Annotated in this window: 16 protein-coding genes and 1 tRNA gene; 8 read left to right on the top strand and 9 right to left on the bottom strand. The window is 71.3% G+C overall.

What is annotated here, in order from left to right; all coding sequences use genetic code 11:
* Positions 1–3: 3 nt before the first annotated feature.
* Genes Drose_RS32845 through rdgB form a run of 3 tightly spaced genes read left to right on the top strand, consistent with a single transcriptional unit; the run spans position 4 to position 1,483 of the window.
* The gene (locus Drose_RS32845; protein ID WP_260725138.1) at positions 4–147 is read left to right on the top strand and encodes a hypothetical protein; all 144 of its coding nucleotides are present in this window, start codon (positions 4–6) and stop codon (positions 145–147) included.
* Between the two features lie 14 nt (positions 148–161).
* Positions 162–890 carry a ribonuclease PH gene (gene rph, locus Drose_RS32840; RefSeq protein ID WP_260725137.1) on the top strand — a complete coding sequence of 243 codons (729 nt, stop codon included), beginning with the start codon at positions 162–164 and terminating at the stop codon, positions 888–890.
* Positions 887–1,483: an RdgB/HAM1 family non-canonical purine NTP pyrophosphatase gene (rdgB, locus tag Drose_RS32835; RefSeq protein ID WP_260725136.1), complete on the top strand. Its 597-nt coding sequence runs from the start codon at positions 887–889 to the stop codon at positions 1,481–1,483. The genes rph and rdgB overlap by 4 nt, the downstream gene beginning before the upstream one ends.
* A gap of 166 nt (positions 1,484–1,649) precedes the next feature.
* On the opposite strand, the gene hutH is transcribed toward rdgB, so the two are convergent.
* From hutH to Drose_RS32805, 6 genes are read right to left on the bottom strand one after another with little or no spacing between them, the layout of a single operon-like run.
* Complete coding sequence (gene hutH, locus Drose_RS32830; protein ID WP_260725135.1) at positions 1,650–3,170, bottom strand: histidine ammonia-lyase; 1,521 nt, start codon at positions 3,168–3,170, stop codon at positions 1,650–1,652.
* A complete protein-coding gene (hutI, locus tag Drose_RS32825) occupies positions 3,167–4,336 on the bottom strand; it encodes an imidazolonepropionase (RefSeq protein WP_260725134.1) in 1,170 nt (389 codons plus the stop codon). Before hutI ends, hutH begins: the two co-directional genes overlap by 4 nt.
* Complete coding sequence (locus tag Drose_RS32820; protein WP_260725133.1) at positions 4,333–5,664, bottom strand: formimidoylglutamate deiminase; 1,332 nt, start codon at positions 5,662–5,664, stop codon at positions 4,333–4,335. Before Drose_RS32820 ends, hutI begins: the two co-directional genes overlap by 4 nt.
* Entirely contained in the window at positions 5,655–6,860 is a 1,206-nt protein-coding gene (locus Drose_RS32815; RefSeq protein ID WP_260729894.1) for an allantoate amidohydrolase, read from the bottom strand. Before Drose_RS32815 ends, Drose_RS32820 begins: the two co-directional genes overlap by 10 nt.
* Entirely contained in the window at positions 6,860–8,509 is a 1,650-nt protein-coding gene (hutU, locus tag Drose_RS32810) for a urocanate hydratase (RefSeq protein WP_260725132.1), read from the bottom strand. The genes Drose_RS32815 and hutU overlap by 1 nt, the downstream gene beginning before the upstream one ends.
* A 12-nt stretch (positions 8,510–8,521) precedes the next feature.
* Positions 8,522–9,385, bottom strand: coding sequence for a MurR/RpiR family transcriptional regulator (locus Drose_RS32805; protein ID WP_260725131.1), 864 nt, complete (start codon positions 9,383–9,385; stop codon positions 8,522–8,524).
* 95 nt (positions 9,386–9,480) lie between these two features.
* On the opposite strand from Drose_RS32805, the gene Drose_RS32800 reads away from it, so the two are divergent.
* The 3 genes from Drose_RS32800 to Drose_RS32790 all read left to right on the top strand — a co-directional run bounded on the left by Drose_RS32800 (position 9,481) and on the right by Drose_RS32790 (position 11,843).
* Positions 9,481–10,284, top strand: coding sequence for an MOSC domain-containing protein (locus Drose_RS32800; protein WP_260725130.1), 804 nt, complete (start codon positions 9,481–9,483; stop codon positions 10,282–10,284).
* Between the two features lie 113 nt (positions 10,285–10,397).
* The gene (locus Drose_RS32795; protein WP_260725129.1) at positions 10,398–11,102 is read left to right on the top strand and encodes a hypothetical protein; all 705 of its coding nucleotides are present in this window, start codon (positions 10,398–10,400) and stop codon (positions 11,100–11,102) included.
* Between the two features lie 249 nt (positions 11,103–11,351).
* Positions 11,352–11,843: a hypothetical protein gene (locus Drose_RS32790; protein WP_260725128.1), complete on the top strand. Its 492-nt coding sequence runs from the start codon at positions 11,352–11,354 to the stop codon at positions 11,841–11,843.
* Here the strand turns inward: Drose_RS32790 and Drose_RS32785 are convergent.
* The 3 genes from Drose_RS32785 to bcp form a co-directional block, all read right to left on the bottom strand.
* Positions 11,773–12,465, bottom strand: a complete 693-nt coding sequence (locus Drose_RS32785) for a DUF7873 family protein (protein WP_260725127.1) — start codon at positions 12,463–12,465, stop codon at positions 11,773–11,775. The genes Drose_RS32790 and Drose_RS32785 overlap by 71 nt on opposite strands.
* Positions 12,466–12,515: 50 nt before the next feature.
* Positions 12,516–12,588, bottom strand: a tRNA-Leu gene (locus tag Drose_RS32780).
* 214 nt (positions 12,589–12,802) lie between these two features.
* Positions 12,803–13,276 carry a thioredoxin-dependent thiol peroxidase gene (gene bcp / locus Drose_RS32775; RefSeq protein ID WP_260725126.1) on the bottom strand — a complete coding sequence of 158 codons (474 nt, stop codon included), beginning with the start codon at positions 13,274–13,276 and terminating at the stop codon, positions 12,803–12,805.
* A gap of 140 nt (positions 13,277–13,416) precedes the next feature.
* Here bcp and Drose_RS32770 point away from each other — a divergent pair, with 140 nt between their 5' ends.
* Both Drose_RS32770 and Drose_RS32765 read left to right on the top strand, forming a co-directional pair.
* Positions 13,417–15,126, top strand: a complete 1,710-nt coding sequence (locus Drose_RS32770; RefSeq protein ID WP_260725125.1) for a copper resistance CopC/CopD family protein — start codon at positions 13,417–13,419, stop codon at positions 15,124–15,126.
* A gap of 91 nt (positions 15,127–15,217) precedes the next feature.
* Positions 15,218–16,876 (top strand): hypothetical protein, encoded by a 1,659-nt coding sequence (locus Drose_RS32765; protein WP_260725124.1) that lies wholly within the window; start codon positions 15,218–15,220, stop codon positions 16,874–16,876.
* Positions 16,877–17,245: the final 369 nt, after the last annotated feature.

Below are 17,245 nucleotides of genomic sequence, written 5' to 3'. Positions count from 1 at the left end.
CGCTTGCCGCCCGGCCTGCTCCGCCTCGGCTGGGCCGAGTGGCGCCACGGCTTCCCGCTCGGCACCGCCGACCTCCTCGACTTTCGGCTCCCCGACGCCGGGCGCGAAGCGGCACGGGGCGACGGCGTGTCGGGCAAGGTCGCTTGACTAGGGTGGGCGGTATGGCTCGACCCGATGGACGCGCAGCAGACCAACTTCGACCTGTTTCGATCACCCGCCAGTGGAGCATGCACCCGGAGGGGTCCGTGCTCATCGAGTTCGGCGCCACGCGGGTCTTGTGCACCGCCAGCGTCACCGAGGGCGTGCCGCGGTGGCGGAAGGGGTCCGGCCTGGGCTGGCTCACCGCTGAATATGCCATGTTGCCCCGCGCGACGACGACCCGCAGCGACCGGGAGAGCGTCAAGGGCAAGATCGGCGGGCGGACGCACGAGATCTCCCGACTCATCGGGCGCAGCCTGCGGGCCTGCATCGACCTGAAGGCCCTCGGCGAGAACTCGATCGTCCTCGACTGCGACGTGCTGCAGGCCGACGGCGGCACCCGCACCGCCGCGATCACCGGCGCCTACGTGGCCTTGCACGACGCGGTGGCGTGGCTGGCGGCGCAGCGCAAGCTGGCCGGCAAGCCTTCCGAGGTGCTGCACCGTTCCGTTTCGGCGGTCAGCGTCGGCATCATCGGCGGTGAGCCGCGCCTCGACCTGTGCTACGAGGAGGACGTCATCGCCGACGTCGACATGAACGTGGTCTGCACCGGCGCCGGCGACTTCGTCGAGGTCCAGGGCACCGGTGAGCAGTCGGTCTTCAGCCGGGCCGAGCTCGACACGCTCGTCGACCTGGGCGCCCTGGGCTGCACCGAGCTCCACGCCCTCCAGCAGAAGGCGATCGCCGAATGAAGCTGCTGCTCGCGACCCGGAACAAGAAGAAGCTCGTCGAGCTGCGCCGAGTCCTGGAGGAGGCGGCCAGCGAGGTCGAGCTGCTCGGCCTGGACGACGTCGAGACGTATCCCGAGGCCCCGGAGACGGGTCTCACCTTCGAGGAGAACGCGCTCATGAAGGCCCGCGAGGCCGTCCGCTACACCGGTCTGCCCAGTGTCGGCGACGACTCGGGCCTGGCCGTGGACGCCCTCAACGGCATGCCGGGCGTCTTTTCTGCCCGCTGGTGTGGCCTGCCGAGCGGCGCCCCCGACCGCGACGGCGCCAACCTCCGCCTGGTCCTGGCCCAGCTTGGCGATGTCCCCGACGAGCACCTCGGCGGCGCGTTCGTCTGCGCCGCCGCGCTGGCCTGGCCCGACGGCCGCGAGGTCGTGGTCCGCGGCGAGATGCGCGGCCACCTGATCCGCGCCCCGCGCGGCGACGGCGGCTTCGGCTACGACCCGATCTTCGTCGCCGACGGCTACGACAAGACAACCGCCGAACTGTCCCCAGCGGACAAGGACGCGATCAGCCACCGCGGCAAGGCGTTCCGCGCCCTGGCCGCCCACCTCTGATCCTTCCTTTCCGCTCAGGTCGGCCGTCCGGTCACCGGACTGCTCGGGCTGGCTGGGACGTCACAGGCGTCCCAGCCAGCGACGTCGGCGCTGCGGATTGCGTGAGGTCCCGGCGGCTCTGGCGCGCCGTGCCGCTGGCCCTCTCGCACGCCGCAGGTCCTCCCGATCAGTCGAGCGGGCCGGTCGTCTGCTCGATCTCGGCGCGCAGCTCCCGGGATGAGATGAGCGAGCGAGCCGCTTCGAGCACCGGAGCCAGGAACATGTCGGGCCCCGGCCCTCCCGCGAACCGCTCGACCGTCGCCACCGCCAGCCGCCCGGCCGGCGACGGTCGCAACGGGGCACGAAGCTGGATGCCGCGGACCGCGGACAGCAACTCGACCGCCAGGATGCTGCAGACGTTGTCGAGGACGGTGCGGAGTTTGCGGGTCGCGGCCCAGCCCATCGAGACGTGATCCTCCTGCATGCCCGACGTCGGCAGCGAGTCGACGCTGGCCGGCGCCGCCAGCCGCCGGTTCTCCGCGACGATGCCCGCCGCCGTGTATTGCGCGATCATCAGCCCCGAATTCACTCCCGGGTCGGGTGTCAGGAACGGCGGCAGGTCCCGCGACCGGCACACGTCGAGGAGCCGGTCCACGCGCCGTTCCGCGATCGCCCCGACCTCCGACGCGGCGATGGCCAGGTAGTCCGCGGCGAAGCCGAGCGGCGCACCGTGGAAGTTGCCCGTCGACTCCACCCGGCCGTCCGGCAGTACGACCGGGTTGTCCACGATCGACCGCAACTCCCGGCCGGCGACCGTGATCGCGAACTCCAGTGTGTCCCGTGCCGCCCCGGCAACCTGCGGCGCGCACCGCATCGAGTACGCGTCCTGCACGGCGTGTACCAGGTCGTTGCGGTGCGAGTCCATGATCGGCGAGTGCTGCAGAAGCCGGTGAATGTTGGCCGCCGACGCCGCCTGGCCGGGATGTGGCCGGATGGTGTGCAGTTCGGGCATGAACGGCCGGTCGGAGCCGAGCATCGCCTCGATCGACAGCGCGGCGGTCACGTCCGCCATGGTGAACAGGTGCGCGGCGTCCTTGATCGCCAAGAGCAGCATGCCCAGCATGCCGTCGGTCCCGTTGATGAGGGCCAGCCCCTCCTTCGACGACAGCTCGATCGGCTTGACGCCGGCGACGGCCGCGGTGATCCGGCTGCCGTCTTTGGCCAGGATCCAGCCCTCACCGATGAGCACCAGCGCACAGTGCGCCAGCGGCGCCAGGTCACCGGACGCGCCGAGCGAGCCGTGCTCGGGCACCCACGGCGTGATGTCGGCGTTGAGCAGATCGACGAGCGCCTGGGCGACCTCGGGCCGTACCCCGGACCGGCCCATGGCGAGCGAACGTATCCGCAGCAGCATCATCGCCCGCACGACCTCGCGCGGCATCGGAGCGCCGATGCCTGCCGCGTGCGAGCGGATGAGCGCATGCTGCAGCTCGGCCCGTCGCTCGGGCGCGATGAACGTGTTGGCGAGAGCGCCGAAGCCGGTCGACACCCCGTAGACCGGGCGGCCTTCCCGCTCGATGCCGTCGACGATGGCCCTGCTCGCACGCATGGCGTCGAGTGCGTCCTGCGCGAGGGTTACCCGCGCGTTGCCCCGGGCGACCGCGACGAGGTCGTCGGGGGTGATGCCAGAGGCGGTGATGGTGATCAAACCAGCTCCCCATTGAGCACGACGGTGGTTGTCAACGGCACCCCGGGCCGGTAGGCCAGGTGCAGGTGTGAGGGGGCGTCGAGCATGAGCAGGTCGCCCCGCGCCCCGACGGTGAGGCGGCCGATGTCACCGCGGCGCAGTGCGGCCGCCCCGCCCCTTGTGGCCGCGAGCACCGCCTCGGCCGGTGTCATGGCCATCTCTCGCACCGCGAGCGCGATGCAGAAGGGCATCGACGTGGTGAACGACGACCCCGGGTTGCAGTCCGTGGCCAGCGCGACGGTCGCGCCCGCGTCGAGCAGCGCCCGCGCCGGCGGGTAGGGCGACCGGGTGGAGAACTCGGCGCCGGGCAGCAACGTGGCCACCGTCGCGGAGCCGGCGAGCGCGTCGATGTCGGCCCGGCTCAGGTGCGTGCAGTGGTCGGCGGAGGCGGCGTTGAGCTCGACCGCGAGCCGCACACCGGGTCCCTCCGTCAGTTGGTTAGCGTGAACGCGCACACCCATCCCGGCGTCCGCGCCGACGGTCAGGATGGCGCGCGAGTGGTCAGCGTCGAACGCCCCCCGCTCGCAGAACACGTCGATCCACCGCGCGCCTGCCGACCGGGCGGCGGTGAGCATCGGGCCACAGACCAGTCCGACGTAGTCGTCGGGCCGGTCGGCGTATTCGGCCGGCACGACGTGCGCACCGAGGAACGTCGTCTCGGTCGTGAACTCGCGGGCGATCCGCAGCGAGCGCGCCTCGTCGGTGACGTTCAGCCCGTAACCCGACTTGATCTCCATCGTGGTCGTGCCTTGCCGCAGCGCCTCGCCGCGCAGCCGGGCCACGTTCGTCCGTAGTTGCTCGTCGCAGGCGGCGCGGGTCGCGCCGACCGTGGTGCGGATCCCGCCGCCGGTATACGGCTGGCCGGCCATCCGCGCCGCGAACTCGGCAGCCCGGTCCCCGGCGAACACGAGATGGGCGTGACTGTCCACGAACCCCGGCAGCACCGCGGCTCCGCCGGCGTCGACCCGCGCATCGGCGGCCGGAGCGTCGGCCGCCCGTCCGATCCACTCGACCCGCCGATCATCGATCACCAGCGCGGCGTTGCGCCGGATGCCGAGCGACCCCTCGCCCCACGCGGGGTCGGCAGTGACCAGCTCGCCGATGTTGGTGATCAGCAAGGACCTCATCGGATCGCCCCCGCCAGCGCGGCGCCGACGTCCGGCAACGCGATGTGGACGCCGCCCCTGACCACCACTTGCCCGTCGATCACCACGTGCCGCACGTCGGCGGCGGTCGCCGCGAAGTAGATCGCATCGGGCTCGCACCCCGCCGTCCGCGGCGTGTCCAGGGCCACGGTGACCAGATCGGCACGTGCGCCGACGGCGATCGTGCCGGCGTCCGGCCAGCCGAGCGCGACATGCCCGGCGACGCTCGCCGCGCCCAGCAGCTCGTCAGCCGTGAAATGCCCCCGGTGCTCGGTGTGCAGCCGTTCGTGCATCTCCACGCCCCGAGCCTCCTCGAACAGGTCGATGACGGCATGGCTGTCACTGCCCAGACTGAGCGGGCTGCCTGCGTCGGTCAGCGCACGGGCGTGGCCGATGCCGTCGGCGAGGTCCCGCTCGGTCGTCGGACAGAAACAGACGCCGGTGCCGGTGTCGCCCAACTCCGTGCGGTCGGTGTCGGTGAGGTGCGTGGCGTGGACCGCGGTCACCCGCGCACCGAGCAGCCCACGGTCGGCGAGCAGCTCCGTGGGGGTGCGGCCGTGCACCGCCTGACAGGCCTCGTTCTCCGCGCGTTGCTCCGACAGGTGTACGTGTGTGGGCATGCCCTCGGTCCGATACGCGAATCCGGCCAGCAGGTCGGCCGGAACGGCCCGCACGCTGTGCGCGGCCGCGCCGATCCTCGCGTGCGGCTGGGCCTTCAGCCGCTCGACCCGCTCGGACCAGCCGTCCAGCGAACCGTCGCTGAAGCGCCGCTGGACGCCTTCCAGCGGTTTGCCGTCGACACTCGCCGACAAGTACAGCGTGTCGAGCAGCGTGATCCTGATGCCCGCGTCGGCGGCCGCCGCGAGCAGCGCCTCGCCCATCGCGTTGGGCTCGTCATACGGGGTGCCGTCGGGGCCGTGGTGCAGGTAGTGGAACTCGCCGACGCAGGTGATGCCCGCCAGCGCCATCTCCGCGTATACAGCGCGGGCGAGCGTGTGATACGAGTCCGGGTCGAGCGCGCCGGCCACGGCGTACATCTGCTCGCGCCACGTCCAGAACGTGCCCCGGCCTCGCTGGGTGCGTCCGCGCAGCGCGCGGTGGAAGGCGTGCGAGTGAGTGTTGGCCAGCCCCGGCAGCGTCAGTCCCGGCAGCCGCACCACGTCGCTGGCAGCCGGCGCATTCGGAGGTGTCCGCGGAGTGACCGCGGTGAACCGACCGTCGGCAACCTCGACGAGCACGTCTGCCGCGACGCCTGTCGGCAGCCAGGCGCGCTCGCAGTGATACCGCACGGGCGACCGATTCACTGGCATAGCCGCGCCAAGAGGTCCGCGAGCTTCTCGACACCCATCGCGCAGTCAGCGTCCGATGCCGACTCCTGCGGTGCGTGGGAGATGCCGGTTGGATTGCGCACGAACAGCATGGCGGCGTCGACGTGCCCGGCGAGCACCCCGGCGTCATGCCCGGCGCCGGTCGGGAGCACGGGGGCGTTGAGCTCCAGCGCGGCGAGCCGGCTGACCTCGCCGGCGAACGCGACCTCGCTCGTCGACGACTCCGCCGTCATCTTCACCAGCGTGCCGTCGGTCAGCGCGCGCTCCTCGGCACGCTGGTGGACCACCTCGACCAGTCGTCGCAGGGTGTCCTCGTCGGCCGCTCGGGCATCGAGCCAGGCGGAGGCCCGCGCCGCGATCGCATTGGTGGCATTGGGGGCGACGTCGACCCGGCCGACGGTGGCGTGGGCGCCGTGCAGCCGGGCGGCCTCCTCGGCGGCCAGCACGGTGTGGGCGAGGGTGAGCATCGGATCGTGACGGTCCGACATACGGGTTGTCCCCGCGTGGTTGCCCTCGCCTGTGAAGTCGAACCGGTAGCGGCCGTGCGGCCAGATGGCGCTGGCCACGCCGATCGGCGCGTCGATGTGATCGAGGGCCCGGCCCTGCTCCACGTGCAGTTCCACAAAGGCGGCGATGCGTGCCAGCCGCTCGGGATCGGGTCCCAGTCGCTCCGGGTCGAGGCCGACCCTGCTGATCGCCTCGCCGAGACGCACGCCCTCCCGGTCGCGGAGCTGCAGCGCCTTGGCCGGGTCGAATGCGCCGGTGAGCAGTCGTGAGCCCAGGCACGGCACGCCGAACCGGGCGCCCTCCTCCTCGGTGAACGCGACCACCGCCAGCGGGCGGGCGGGCGTGACACCACGCTCGCGGAGCACATCGACGGCTAGCAGGCCGGAGACGACACCGAGTGGGCCGTCATACGCGCCACCGTGGGGCACCGAGTCGAGGTGGCTGCCGGTCACGACCGCCCTGTCGCCTTCCGGCTCGCCCCACCAGGCCCACAGATTGCCGTTGCGGTCGATTTCCACCTCGAGATCGCGGTCCAGTGCTTCCTCGACGAACCACTCGCGGCAGGCCAGGTCGGTGTCGGTCCACGACTGGCGGATGTAGCCGCCGTCGTCCCCGACCTTGCCGATCGGGCTCAGCGATTCCCAGAGCGCGGCGAACCGCTCGGTGCTCATCATGCCGACTCTCCCATCGGTACGCGGAGACCGGCCGAGCCGGCCACCTCGACGGCGTCCTCATAGCCTGCGTCGACGTGGCGGAGCACGCCCATCGCCGGGTCGTTGGTCAGGACCCGGGCCAGCTTCTGCGCCGCCAGCTCGGTGCCGTCGGCGACCGAGACCTGCCCGGCGTGGATCGACCGGCCGATCCCGACCCCGCCGCCATGGTGGATCGAGACCCACGACGCGCCCGACGCCGTGTTGACCAGCGCGTTGAGCAACGGCCAATCGGCGATCGCGTCGGAGCCGTCGCGCATGGCCTCCGTCTCGCGGTACGGCGAGGCGACCGAGCCGGTGTCGAGGTGGTCGCGGCCGATGACGATCGGCGCCCCGAGCGTGCCGTCGGCCACCATCTCGTTGAACCGTAGCCCGGCCTTGTCACGCTCGCCCTGGCCGAGCCAGCAGATCCGCGCCGGCAGACCCTGGAACGCGACCCGCTCACCGGCCATCGTGATCCAGCGGCGCAGCGACTCATTCTCCGGGAAGAGGTCGAGGATCGCGCGGTCGGTCGCGGCGATGTCAGCCGGGTCGCCGGACAGCGCGGCCCAGCGGAACGGCCCCCTGCCCTCGCAGAACAGCGGCCGGATGTACGCCGGGACGAAGCCGGGGAAGGCGAACGCTCTGTCGAAGCCGCCGAGCTGAGCCTCGCCGCGGATGGAGTTGCCGTAGTCGAACACCTCGGCACCGCGGTCGAGGAACCCGACCATCGCTTCGACGTGACGAGCCATGGAGTGGCGGGCACGCTCGGTGAACTCTTCGGGCTTCCGCGCCGCGTAATCGGCGACGTCTTCCGGCTCGACACCACTCGGCACGTAGGAGAGCGGGTCGTGTGCCGACGTCTGGTCCGTGACGATGTCGACCGGCACGCCCATCCGCAGCAGTTCCGGCACGAGCAGCGCCGCATTGCCCACCACGCCGACCGACAGCGGCTGACGCGCGATCTGCGCCTCCACCGCCAGTCGGACGCCGGCCTCCAGCGAGTCCGCGATGACGTCGAGATAGCGGGTGGCCACACGCCGCTCCAGGCGGGCGCGATCGACGTCGATGATCAGGCATGCGCCGCCGTTCATCGTGACGGCCAGCGGCTGGGCGCCACCCATCCCGCCACAGCCGGCGGTCAGCGTGAGCGTGCCCGCCAGGGTTCCGCCGAACCGCTTCTCCGCGACGGCGGCGAACGTCTCATAGGTGCCCTGCAGGATGCCCTGCGTGCCGATGTAGATCCACGAGCCGGCGGTCATTTGGCCATACATGGTCAGGCCGAGGGCTTCGAGCCGGCGGAACTCGGGCCAGGTGGCCCAGTCGCCGACCAGGTTGGAGTTGGCGATGAGCACGCGCGGTGCCCACTCGTGGGTCTGCAACACGCCGACCGGACGGCCGGACTGCACCAACATCGTCTCGTCGGGTGCCAGGGTCGTGAGCGTGCGGACCAGGGCCCGGAACGACGGCCAATCACGGGCCGCCTTGCCGGTGCCGCCGTAGACGACCAGATCCTGCGGACGCTCGGCCACGTCGGGGTCGAGGTTGTTCATGAGCATGCGCAGGGCGGCCTCCTGCTGCCAGCCACGCGCCGTCAACTGGGTGCCCCGAGGGGCGCGGATCGGTTCCATGGGACTCCTCGGCTAGGGCAGGAAAACCTGGCGGGTGGCGGCAGACCGCTCGAATGCCTCGAGCCGTGCCTGGGTCTCGGTCGGTGCGGCGTCGCACATCGCCTGCAGCAGCATCGTGACCATCGCGGACGGGGCGGCGTGCAGGTCGAACACCAGCCGCGACCCCACGGCGGCGGGCAGGACCAGGTCGGACTCGGCGGCGGCCGGACTGACCGGTGAGTCGGTCACGGTCACCACGCGGAGCCCGGCGGCCCGCGCGTCGCGCAGAGCGTCGACCGCCTCGCGCGGATAGCGGGGCAACACAAACGCCAGCATCGCAACTGCGCCTGCCGCATGTGCCTGTTCCAGCCGATCCGCCAGCAGGCTTCCCTGCTCGCGCAGCAGCCGGACGTCGGGGTGCACCTTTGCCGCGAAGTAGGCGAACGAACTCGCGAGCGCTGCGGCCGCCCGCATGCCGAAGACCGGCAACGGTCGGCTCTCGATGAGCAGACGACCGGCCTCGGCCAGCGGTGCCGGATCGCGGAGGGCCTCGGAGAGACGTTGCAAATTGGCGATCTCGGCGCTCAGTGCCCGCTGGTACTGGTTCGTGGGCGCGTCTCCCGAACCCGCGTCCACTGTGGACGAGGCGTGCTGGTAGCCGTCGAACGTCACCCGCAGCCGGTCGCGCAGCGCCGGATAGCCGTCGAAACCCAGCGCGGTCGCGAATCGAGTGACGGACGGCTGGCTCACCCCGGCCAGCGCCGCCAGATCGCCGCTGGAGAGATAACCGGCCCGGCCGGCATGGTCGACCAGGCAGCGTGCGATGCGCCGCTGTGCGGGCGTCAACCGCTGCCCGTCGAACAATTCCAGCACCCGCTGGACCGGTGACGTTGCCATGGAGCGACTGTAAGCCTCCTTTCAGAGTTGCGTCAACAGCATGAATTCATTCAGAATGTTGCCTCGAAGGGGGGACCACATGGGACGCTCGGGATGTGCGGTTGACCTATCTCGCGACCTATCCGATCAAGAGCTGCTATCGCGTAGAGGCGGACTCCGCCGAGGTCGAGCCGTGGGGGCTGGCCGGCGATCGGCGGTGGCTGGTCGTCGACGACGACCTCAAGCTGATCACGCAGCGGGAGTGGCCGGCGCTCGGGCGAGTGCGTCCGGCGTACGTCTCTCAGGGTCTGGTGCTCCAAGCGCAAGGGGCGTCGAGCATCGAGGTGCCATTCCCCGCCGGAACCACGACGGACGTCAGGCATTTCAAGCAGTGGATCGCCGCCACGGCGGCGGGTGGCGAGGCGGATCGGTGGCTGACGGAGGTGATCGGGCGCCGCGCACACCTGGTCCACCTGGACGACCCGACGCGGAGGCGGGTCGATCCGGAGTACGGCCTGCCCGACGACCGGGTGAGTTTCGCCGACGGGTTCCCGCTGCTGCTGACCAACTGGGCCTCGCTCGACGCGGTCAACGACTGGCTGGTCGAGGAGGGGGGCGAGCCGATCGAGATGACGCGCTTCCGCCCCAATGTCGTAGTGGGTGGCGCCGCGGCCTGGGCGGAGGACGGCTGGATCGGCAGGCGGATCGTGATCGGCGACGTGTCGTTCCGCGTGCCGAAGCCATGCAGTCGGTGTGTGCTGACCACCATCGACCCGGAGACGGGTGAGAAGGGCCGTCAGCCGCTACGTGTGCTCGGACGGCACCGGAAGTTTCCGGGCGGGCTCATGTTCGGGGTCAACCTGATCCCGGACGGGAGAGGCAAGATCGCCATTGGCGACGAGGTCGCAGTGGTCGACTGACGTGCGGACTGAATCGGACGAACCGGTCTGAACGGGGCCGATTGTCCGCCTGGCGGCGGGGTGAAAGGGGCATAACGCGTCGCGGGAGACGGAAGCCAAGTCATGATCAACGGGTGACGCTGTTGCGGGTCCGACCCCACCTCGCCGATATCCTCGATCGGACCAGCCACGTGGTCCTGACGTTCAGCGTGCTGGGCGACCTGCTGCCCGAGCCGGGAGTGGTGGCCCGGCGAATCCGCGACATGCTGCTCGAATCGGGGCATCGCTTGTCGATCATGGTCGACACGAGCGAAAACCCGTTCGACATGCTCGCCGAGGCGCACGGCGTGTCGGAGGACAGCGGGCGTCGAGCGGAGCAGATCGCCCACGACGCCGAGCTCGACACCGCGGGATGGGCTCCGGTCACGGTCGGTGCTGCGGACCTGCTCGACGCGTGCCGGGAGACGGGGCGGTCGGTTGCCGTGTACGCGCCGCACAGCGAGTCTGCTGTTGGGCGATACCTGCACCGGCTCGGGCTGCGGACGATGGTCGGGCCGACGCTCGGGCGGGGGTTCGCGATGCGCAATCCTGCGGTGCGGACCATGGCGCCGGTGTTGGAGGCGATCGGGGCGGCTCCCGAGCAGACCGCAGTGGTCTGTGCGACGTTCTCGGCCATGTCGGCGACACAACGGGCCGGGGCGCACGCCATCGGGGTGGAACGGATCCGCGAGCCGCGCAAGATGCTGCACGGCGGTGAGGGGCGCAATGCCGTCGTACGGTCGCTGATCGCACTGGCGGAGGCGATGGCGGAGCGCGGGCTGGCGCCGGGGGCCCGCTGACAGGCTGGCCGTGCCGCCGCGGGCACGGTCACGCCGGATGAGGTCCGGCCGAGCGCTGCTGGGCACGGACATGACGCCGATGGCGCCAGCGCGGGATGAACGAAGGCCTCCGTGAACTGACCAGAATCCGGCAGTCGGGGGGTCGGCGTGGAGTATGAGCCGGTCGCAGGGGGTGAGAGATTGAACAGTGTGGACGGTCACGGAATGGACAGCAGCGACACCGGTGGTTGCTCTGGTAGAACAACGCGCGTGTCGTTTCTGCTGTGGTCCGGGCGGGCCATCGGATATCGCCGGACGAGTGCCGGGCTCGGGGTTGCCGTCGTGTGCTTCGTCGCCGGATACCTAGCCGCGCCGGAGCGGCCGTTCGAGCAGACCAAGTGGCTCGCGTTGACCGCCTTGCTGTTCATAGCCGGGCTTGCGGCGTTGGTCTGGGCCGCGGCGATGGCGCACGTCGGGGTGGAGATCAGCATGTACAACGTGCGGATCCGCCATGGGCTGCTGCCGATGCCGCCGATCGCCGTGCCGCTGCGGATGGTGGGGGAGTTGCGTGCGATCGACGTGCAGTCCAGCCTCGGGCAGCGATGGGGGTGGACCTGGGTCCCCGGGCTCGGGCGGTCCGTGATCGTGCGGTCCGGGCCGGCGCTGGTGTTCGACTTCGGTGGGCGGCAATTCACGGTGAGTGTCGATGAACCCGAGGACGCCATCGCGGCGGTCGGACGGGTGCGGGCGCCGTCGCGCTGACCGCGATGCCCGTGGGACCGCGATGCCCGTGGGACCGCGATGCCCGTGGGACCGCGATGCCCGTGGGACCGCGATGCCCGTGGGACCGCGATGCCCGTGGGACCGCGATGCCCGTGGGATCGCGATGCCCGTGGGATCGCGATGCACATGAGGCTGCGGTGCGGATGAGGCTGCGGTGCCTCTCGGTCGCCTCGGCCTTGACGTGGTTCCGCGGGATCTTCTTCGTGCGCGTGGTCTGGGTCGGCTCGGTGGCGTAGCAGTCCGCGGAGGCGTCGTACACCCACGCCTCGGCGGCGTCGAGGATCGGCAGCTTGCGCACGAACGTCAGCAGGTCGACCAACTGCTTCTCGAGGAACAGCAGGTAGGAGACCGGCACGTCACGCAGCAGCGGCTCGCCGTCGACGATCACGTCGGCACGGGCGACGCAGTTGGTCCAGTCCTTCGTGGCGGTGACGTCGAACAGCCGGGTCAGGATGGTCGCCGTCTGGCGCATGACCTCCTCGGCCTTCACCTGCACGCGGGTCGACTCCGGCGGGAGCTGCTCGCCTTCCTCGTCCTTGGGCCGATACGTGCGGGACTTCACGCCCTTCTCGACCGCGATGATCTGATTCAGCTTCGTCATGATGCGGCTGAGTTACGAGCGGGCGACGCCGAAAATACAGCCAATATCTGTGGGGCCGGTGAGAGTCGAACTCACACTGGCACGGACCTAAACCGTGTGCCTCTGCCATTGGGCTACGGCCCCAGCAACCGAGACACACTGTACCGACCCGTTGCCCGCACCACTCCGCCACCCAGGCGCGGCTCTGCCCGCGACCGCCTCGCCGACCTCCGTCTCGACCTTCGGGTGCACGTAGCCGGAGACGTACCGCGCGGGAATGCCACGGGCCGCAAACCGTTTCGAGCGCGTTACCTGTGTGTTTGACGCCGATCTTGCGTCGGCCCGCGACCCGCCCGGGTCAGTCGAGGCCGAGGTCACGGCGGAGCTTCGCCACGTGTCCCGTCGCCTTGACGTTGTAGAGGGCGCGCTCGATGTGGCCCTTCTCGTCGATCACGAAGGTCGAGCGGATCACGCCCAGGATCGTGCGGCCGTAGTTCTGCTTCTCGCCATAGGCCCCGTAGGCCCGCAGCACCGAACGGTCGGGGTCGGAGACGAGCGGGAAGGTGATCGCCTCGCGCTCGCGGAACTGTGCCAGCTTCGCCGGCGAGTCGGGGGAGATGCCCACGATCTCGTAGCCGGCGGCCTTCAGCGACGCAAGGTTGTCACGGAAATCGCACGCCTGCTTGGTGCAGCCGGGGGTCATCGCCGCCGGGTAGGCATACAGAACGACCTTGCGGCCGCGAAGGTCGGCGAGCGACAACGGCTCGTCGCGGTCCGTCTGCAGCGTGAACTCGGGGGCGGTGTCACCCGGCTCCAGGCGCGTCGTGGTCATGCTGTGGACTCTATCGCGTGGGGGTTCGGGACGAGGGGGCCCATAGCGGTGCGTCCATGGCGAATTGACGGTGCGTCAGGGGAACTTTCCGGGACCGACCCCCGACTATCCGCAGATGATCGGCGCGAAATCATGAACGCATGACCCGACGTAGATGGTCCATCTCCCTGGCGATGCTTCTCGGGGCGTTGTTCATCCTGGTGCTGCCCGCCGCGCCCGCCAGCGCGCACGCGACGCTGGTCAAGACGGCCCCTGTCGCCGGCACCGTGCTCGACCAGTTGCCGGGCGAGGTCACGCTGACCTTCAGCGAGTCCGTGCGCATCGTCCCGGACAAGATCAGGGTCATCGGGCCGGACGGCAGCCGCGCCGACACCGGCAAGCCGGTCGCCCGCGACACCGAGCTGGTCATCCCGCTCGAGCCGGGCGGGCCGAAGGGCACATATCTCGTCAGCTACCGGGTCATCTCGGCCGACAGTCATCCGATCAGCGGTGGCTACAGCTTCTCCTACGGCGAGGTGTCCGCGACACCCAGCGACGACGGCGCCGCGACGGTCCAGACCGACGGCGTGGTCAAGAACGCCATGTCGGTCGCGCGCTTCCTCGGGTTCGCTGGCCTCGTGCTGTTCATCGGCCCGGCCCTGATCCTGTTCGCCCTCTGGCCCCGCCGGCTCTCCGGCCGGCAGCCCGGCCGGGTCGCCCTGGTCGGCGCCGGCCTGCTCGCGTTGAGCACGATCCTGGAGTTGTACCTCCAGATCCCGTACACCGCCGGCACGTCCGTCTTCGACGTCTCGTCCGCCGCCGCGCGAGAGGTTCTGGGCACGCCGTTCGGCGCCGCCCACCTGATCCGGTTCGCCGTCGTCGTCGCCGCGGCCCTCCTGCTGCGACCGCTGGTCGCCGGGCGGGCCGGCAAGGTCGACCAGACGCTGCTGGTGATCCTCGGCATCGTCGGCCTGGCCACCTGGCCCATCTCCGGGCATCCGAGCGCCTCGCCGGTGCCGACGCTGACCGTCGTCGCCGACGTCGCCCACCTGGCGGCGATGTCCGTCTGGCTGGGCGGGCTGGTCATGCTCTTCGGGTTTCTCCTCCGCCAGGCGAACACCCGTGAACTGACCGCGATCGTGCCGGTCTGGTCCGGCTGGGCGCTGTTCGCGATCACCGTGCTGGTGCTCGCCGGCACCGCGCAGGCGCTCGTGGAGATCGGCACGATCGACGCGTTGACCGGCACCACGTACGGCCGCCTCGTCATCACGAAGGTCGCGCTGCTCGCCGTCGTCCTCGCGGTCGCGGCGTACTCGCGGCAACTGACCAACCGCCGCTTCGTCCCCGTCGCCGCGGAGCGGGCGGACGAGGACGGTGCGGAGGACGAGGCCGACGGGGCCGCGCCCGCGGTGGGCGGGGGTGACCGCCGCCTGCTCCGGCGCACCGTCCTGACCGAGGTGGCCGTCGCCGTCGTGGTGCTCGCGGTGACGTCGGTGCTGGTCCAGACCACGCCGGCGCGCAGCGCGCAGGCCGACCGGACGCCGTCGGGGCCGTTCACCGGCACGATGAGCACCAACCTCATGAAGCTCCAGGTCGACGTCTCGCCCGCGACCGTCGGGCAGAACTCGATCCACCTGTACGCCCTCAAGCCCGACGGCTCGGGACCGCTCAAGGTCGTCGAGTGGAAGGCGACCGCGGCCCTGCCCTCGAAGGGGATCGAGCCGCTGGTCGTGCCGACGCTGGCGATCTCGGAGGACCACGCCGTCGGGCAGGTGTCGTTCGTGACGCCCGGCACGTGGGAGATCAAGATCACCGCGCGTGTCGACGACCTGAACCAGTCGACGGTCACGGCGCAGGTGCCGGTGAAATAACCTGCGACCGGTCTCGGCGATTTTGGGCATTTCGCGGGGTTTTCGCAGGTATTGTCGGCTCCAGAACGCTGGGGGGAAGGGGCCGCTGCCAATGGTCGTGCGTCTGGTTCGGGCAGGTGTCGGCGCGCTGCTGCTGCTCATCGCGGTGCCGCTGGCGCTCGCCGGTGGCGGACTCTGGGTGACCATGGAGCATCGCGCCGCCGACGACACGTTCACGGCACGACTGGAGCGCGTCCACTCGGACGGTCATGCGGTGGTCGTGCCCGACGTCGACGCGCTGCTGCGGGCCGACGCGCCGTTCGCGCGGGGTGGGCAGACCACGCTCAGCCTGTCGGCGCGTGGGTCCGGCGGCCCCCTGTTCATCGGTCTGGGCCCGGACGAGGACGTCGCCCAATACCTGGACGGGCTCGGTCAGTCGCGGATCAGCCGGGTGCGCCTGGCGCGCGGCCCGCTGCCGGTCGAGGCGTCGGCCGTCCCGGCCCGCCCGGCGCCGGCCGACGCGGCCGTCCCCGCCGTGCCGTTGCCGGTCCCCGCCGGTCAGCTCTTCTGGATCGGGCGCAGCAGCCAGGTCGACGGTGCCGCGGAGCTCTCCTGGTCGCCGTCGGCGCTGCGCGGCCGGCATCTGTCGCTGGTCGTCATGAACGCCGACGGCACGCCGGGTGTCGACGCCGCGCTCACCGCCCGGCTGGCTCCCGTGTGGCTGGGCCCGACGACGGCCGGGCTGCTCGTGATGGGCGTGGCTCTGTTCCTGATCGCGCTGCTGACGCTGGCCTGGCCGCAGCGCCGCCGGACCGAGCCGCCGGCCCTGCCTGCGCTGCCGGCCCAGCCGACGCCGGCCACCCGGACCCACGCGTCGCTGCGCCGCAACCTGGCGGCGCCGAAGGATGCCCTGGCGGCGATGTTCAACAAGCCGGCGAAGTCCGGCGCGGCGGACACCGAGCCGTCCCCGACGGCCGTCGCGGCCGCGTCGGCGCCGACCGTGACCGGACCGGCGGACGACATCGCGGCGGCAAGCGCCACCGGGACGGCGACGTGCGCCGAGGCGGTGAGCGGTACCGCGACGTGCGCCGAGGTGGCGGGCGGTACCGCGACGGCGACGTGCGCCGAGGTGGCGGGTGGCACCGCGACGGGTGCCGAGGCGGTGGCCGGTGCCGGCGCGGCGGACGAGGCGTCGGCCGGTGCGGAGGCCGGGATCGATGCGCGCGTCGCCGACCAGACCGCCAGCGCCGCGAACAGCGAGACATGCGGCGCCGCCGAGGCGGCCGGCGCCGCGAACACCGAGGCTCGGGCCACCGGCAGGACGGCCGATGCCACCGGCGAGGCGCCGGTCGGCGGGGAGGCCGCCACGGCCGACGCTGACGCCGATGATGAGTCGTCGACCGAACCGGTGCCGGCGGCCCCGATCACGCTTTCCAACCCCAGGCTCGCCGGTGCGCTGGCGGCTATCATGGCCGACGCGCCGGGGAAGCCCGCCGCGGAGAACGAGGACGTCGACGTGGCGAGCCTGCCCGAGAGCGAGCTGGACCGCCCCGTGCCCGAAGACACCGAGCTGGACCTCGGCGAGCGCGGCCCGGTCGAGCTGCCGCCGCTGCCGGCCATGCCCGCCATCGAGCTGCACTTCACCTGGGCGCCCCTCGCCGTGGCGGAGCCGGAGAAATCCCAGGAGTCCGGGGAATCCGAGCGGTCCGAGGAGTCCGAGGAGTCCGAGGAGTCCAGGGACCGCGACACCGCAGCCTCCAGCACCCGCTGAGACGTCAGGGGGACGACCACACCGCCGCCGGCAGCGACCAGCGGTACAGCCGTCACAACCCGGCCACATCCACCACGGTCCGCCGCCGGACGAAGACGCTGCGGCGGCCGTCGACGCCGGATCCGCGAGGACGGCAGGCGGTGAACCCGGCCCGACCGCCGGGGCGGTCGGGGACGGCACCGCCGAAGGCGCTGCAGCGTGTCGGTGAACGTGAGCCGTACCACTTCCGGGAACGCCGGCATGGTCGAGTTCGCGGCGGGGTCACTCTGCCGCAGCGTCGTGTGCGCCGCGGCCGGAGTGGCCGGAACCAGGGCACCGGCCAGCGTCGCCAGCAGCGTGGCGCCGATCAGACGCGCGGGAGCACGAGCG

Origin of the sequence: Dactylosporangium roseum (assembly GCF_025264685.1) — a bacterium.
Classification (GTDB): domain Bacteria; phylum Actinomycetota; class Actinomycetes; order Mycobacteriales; family Micromonosporaceae; genus Dactylosporangium; species Dactylosporangium roseum.
Note: the sequence above shows the minus strand (reverse complement) of the source record. Positions and strands in the feature narration are given on the sequence as shown.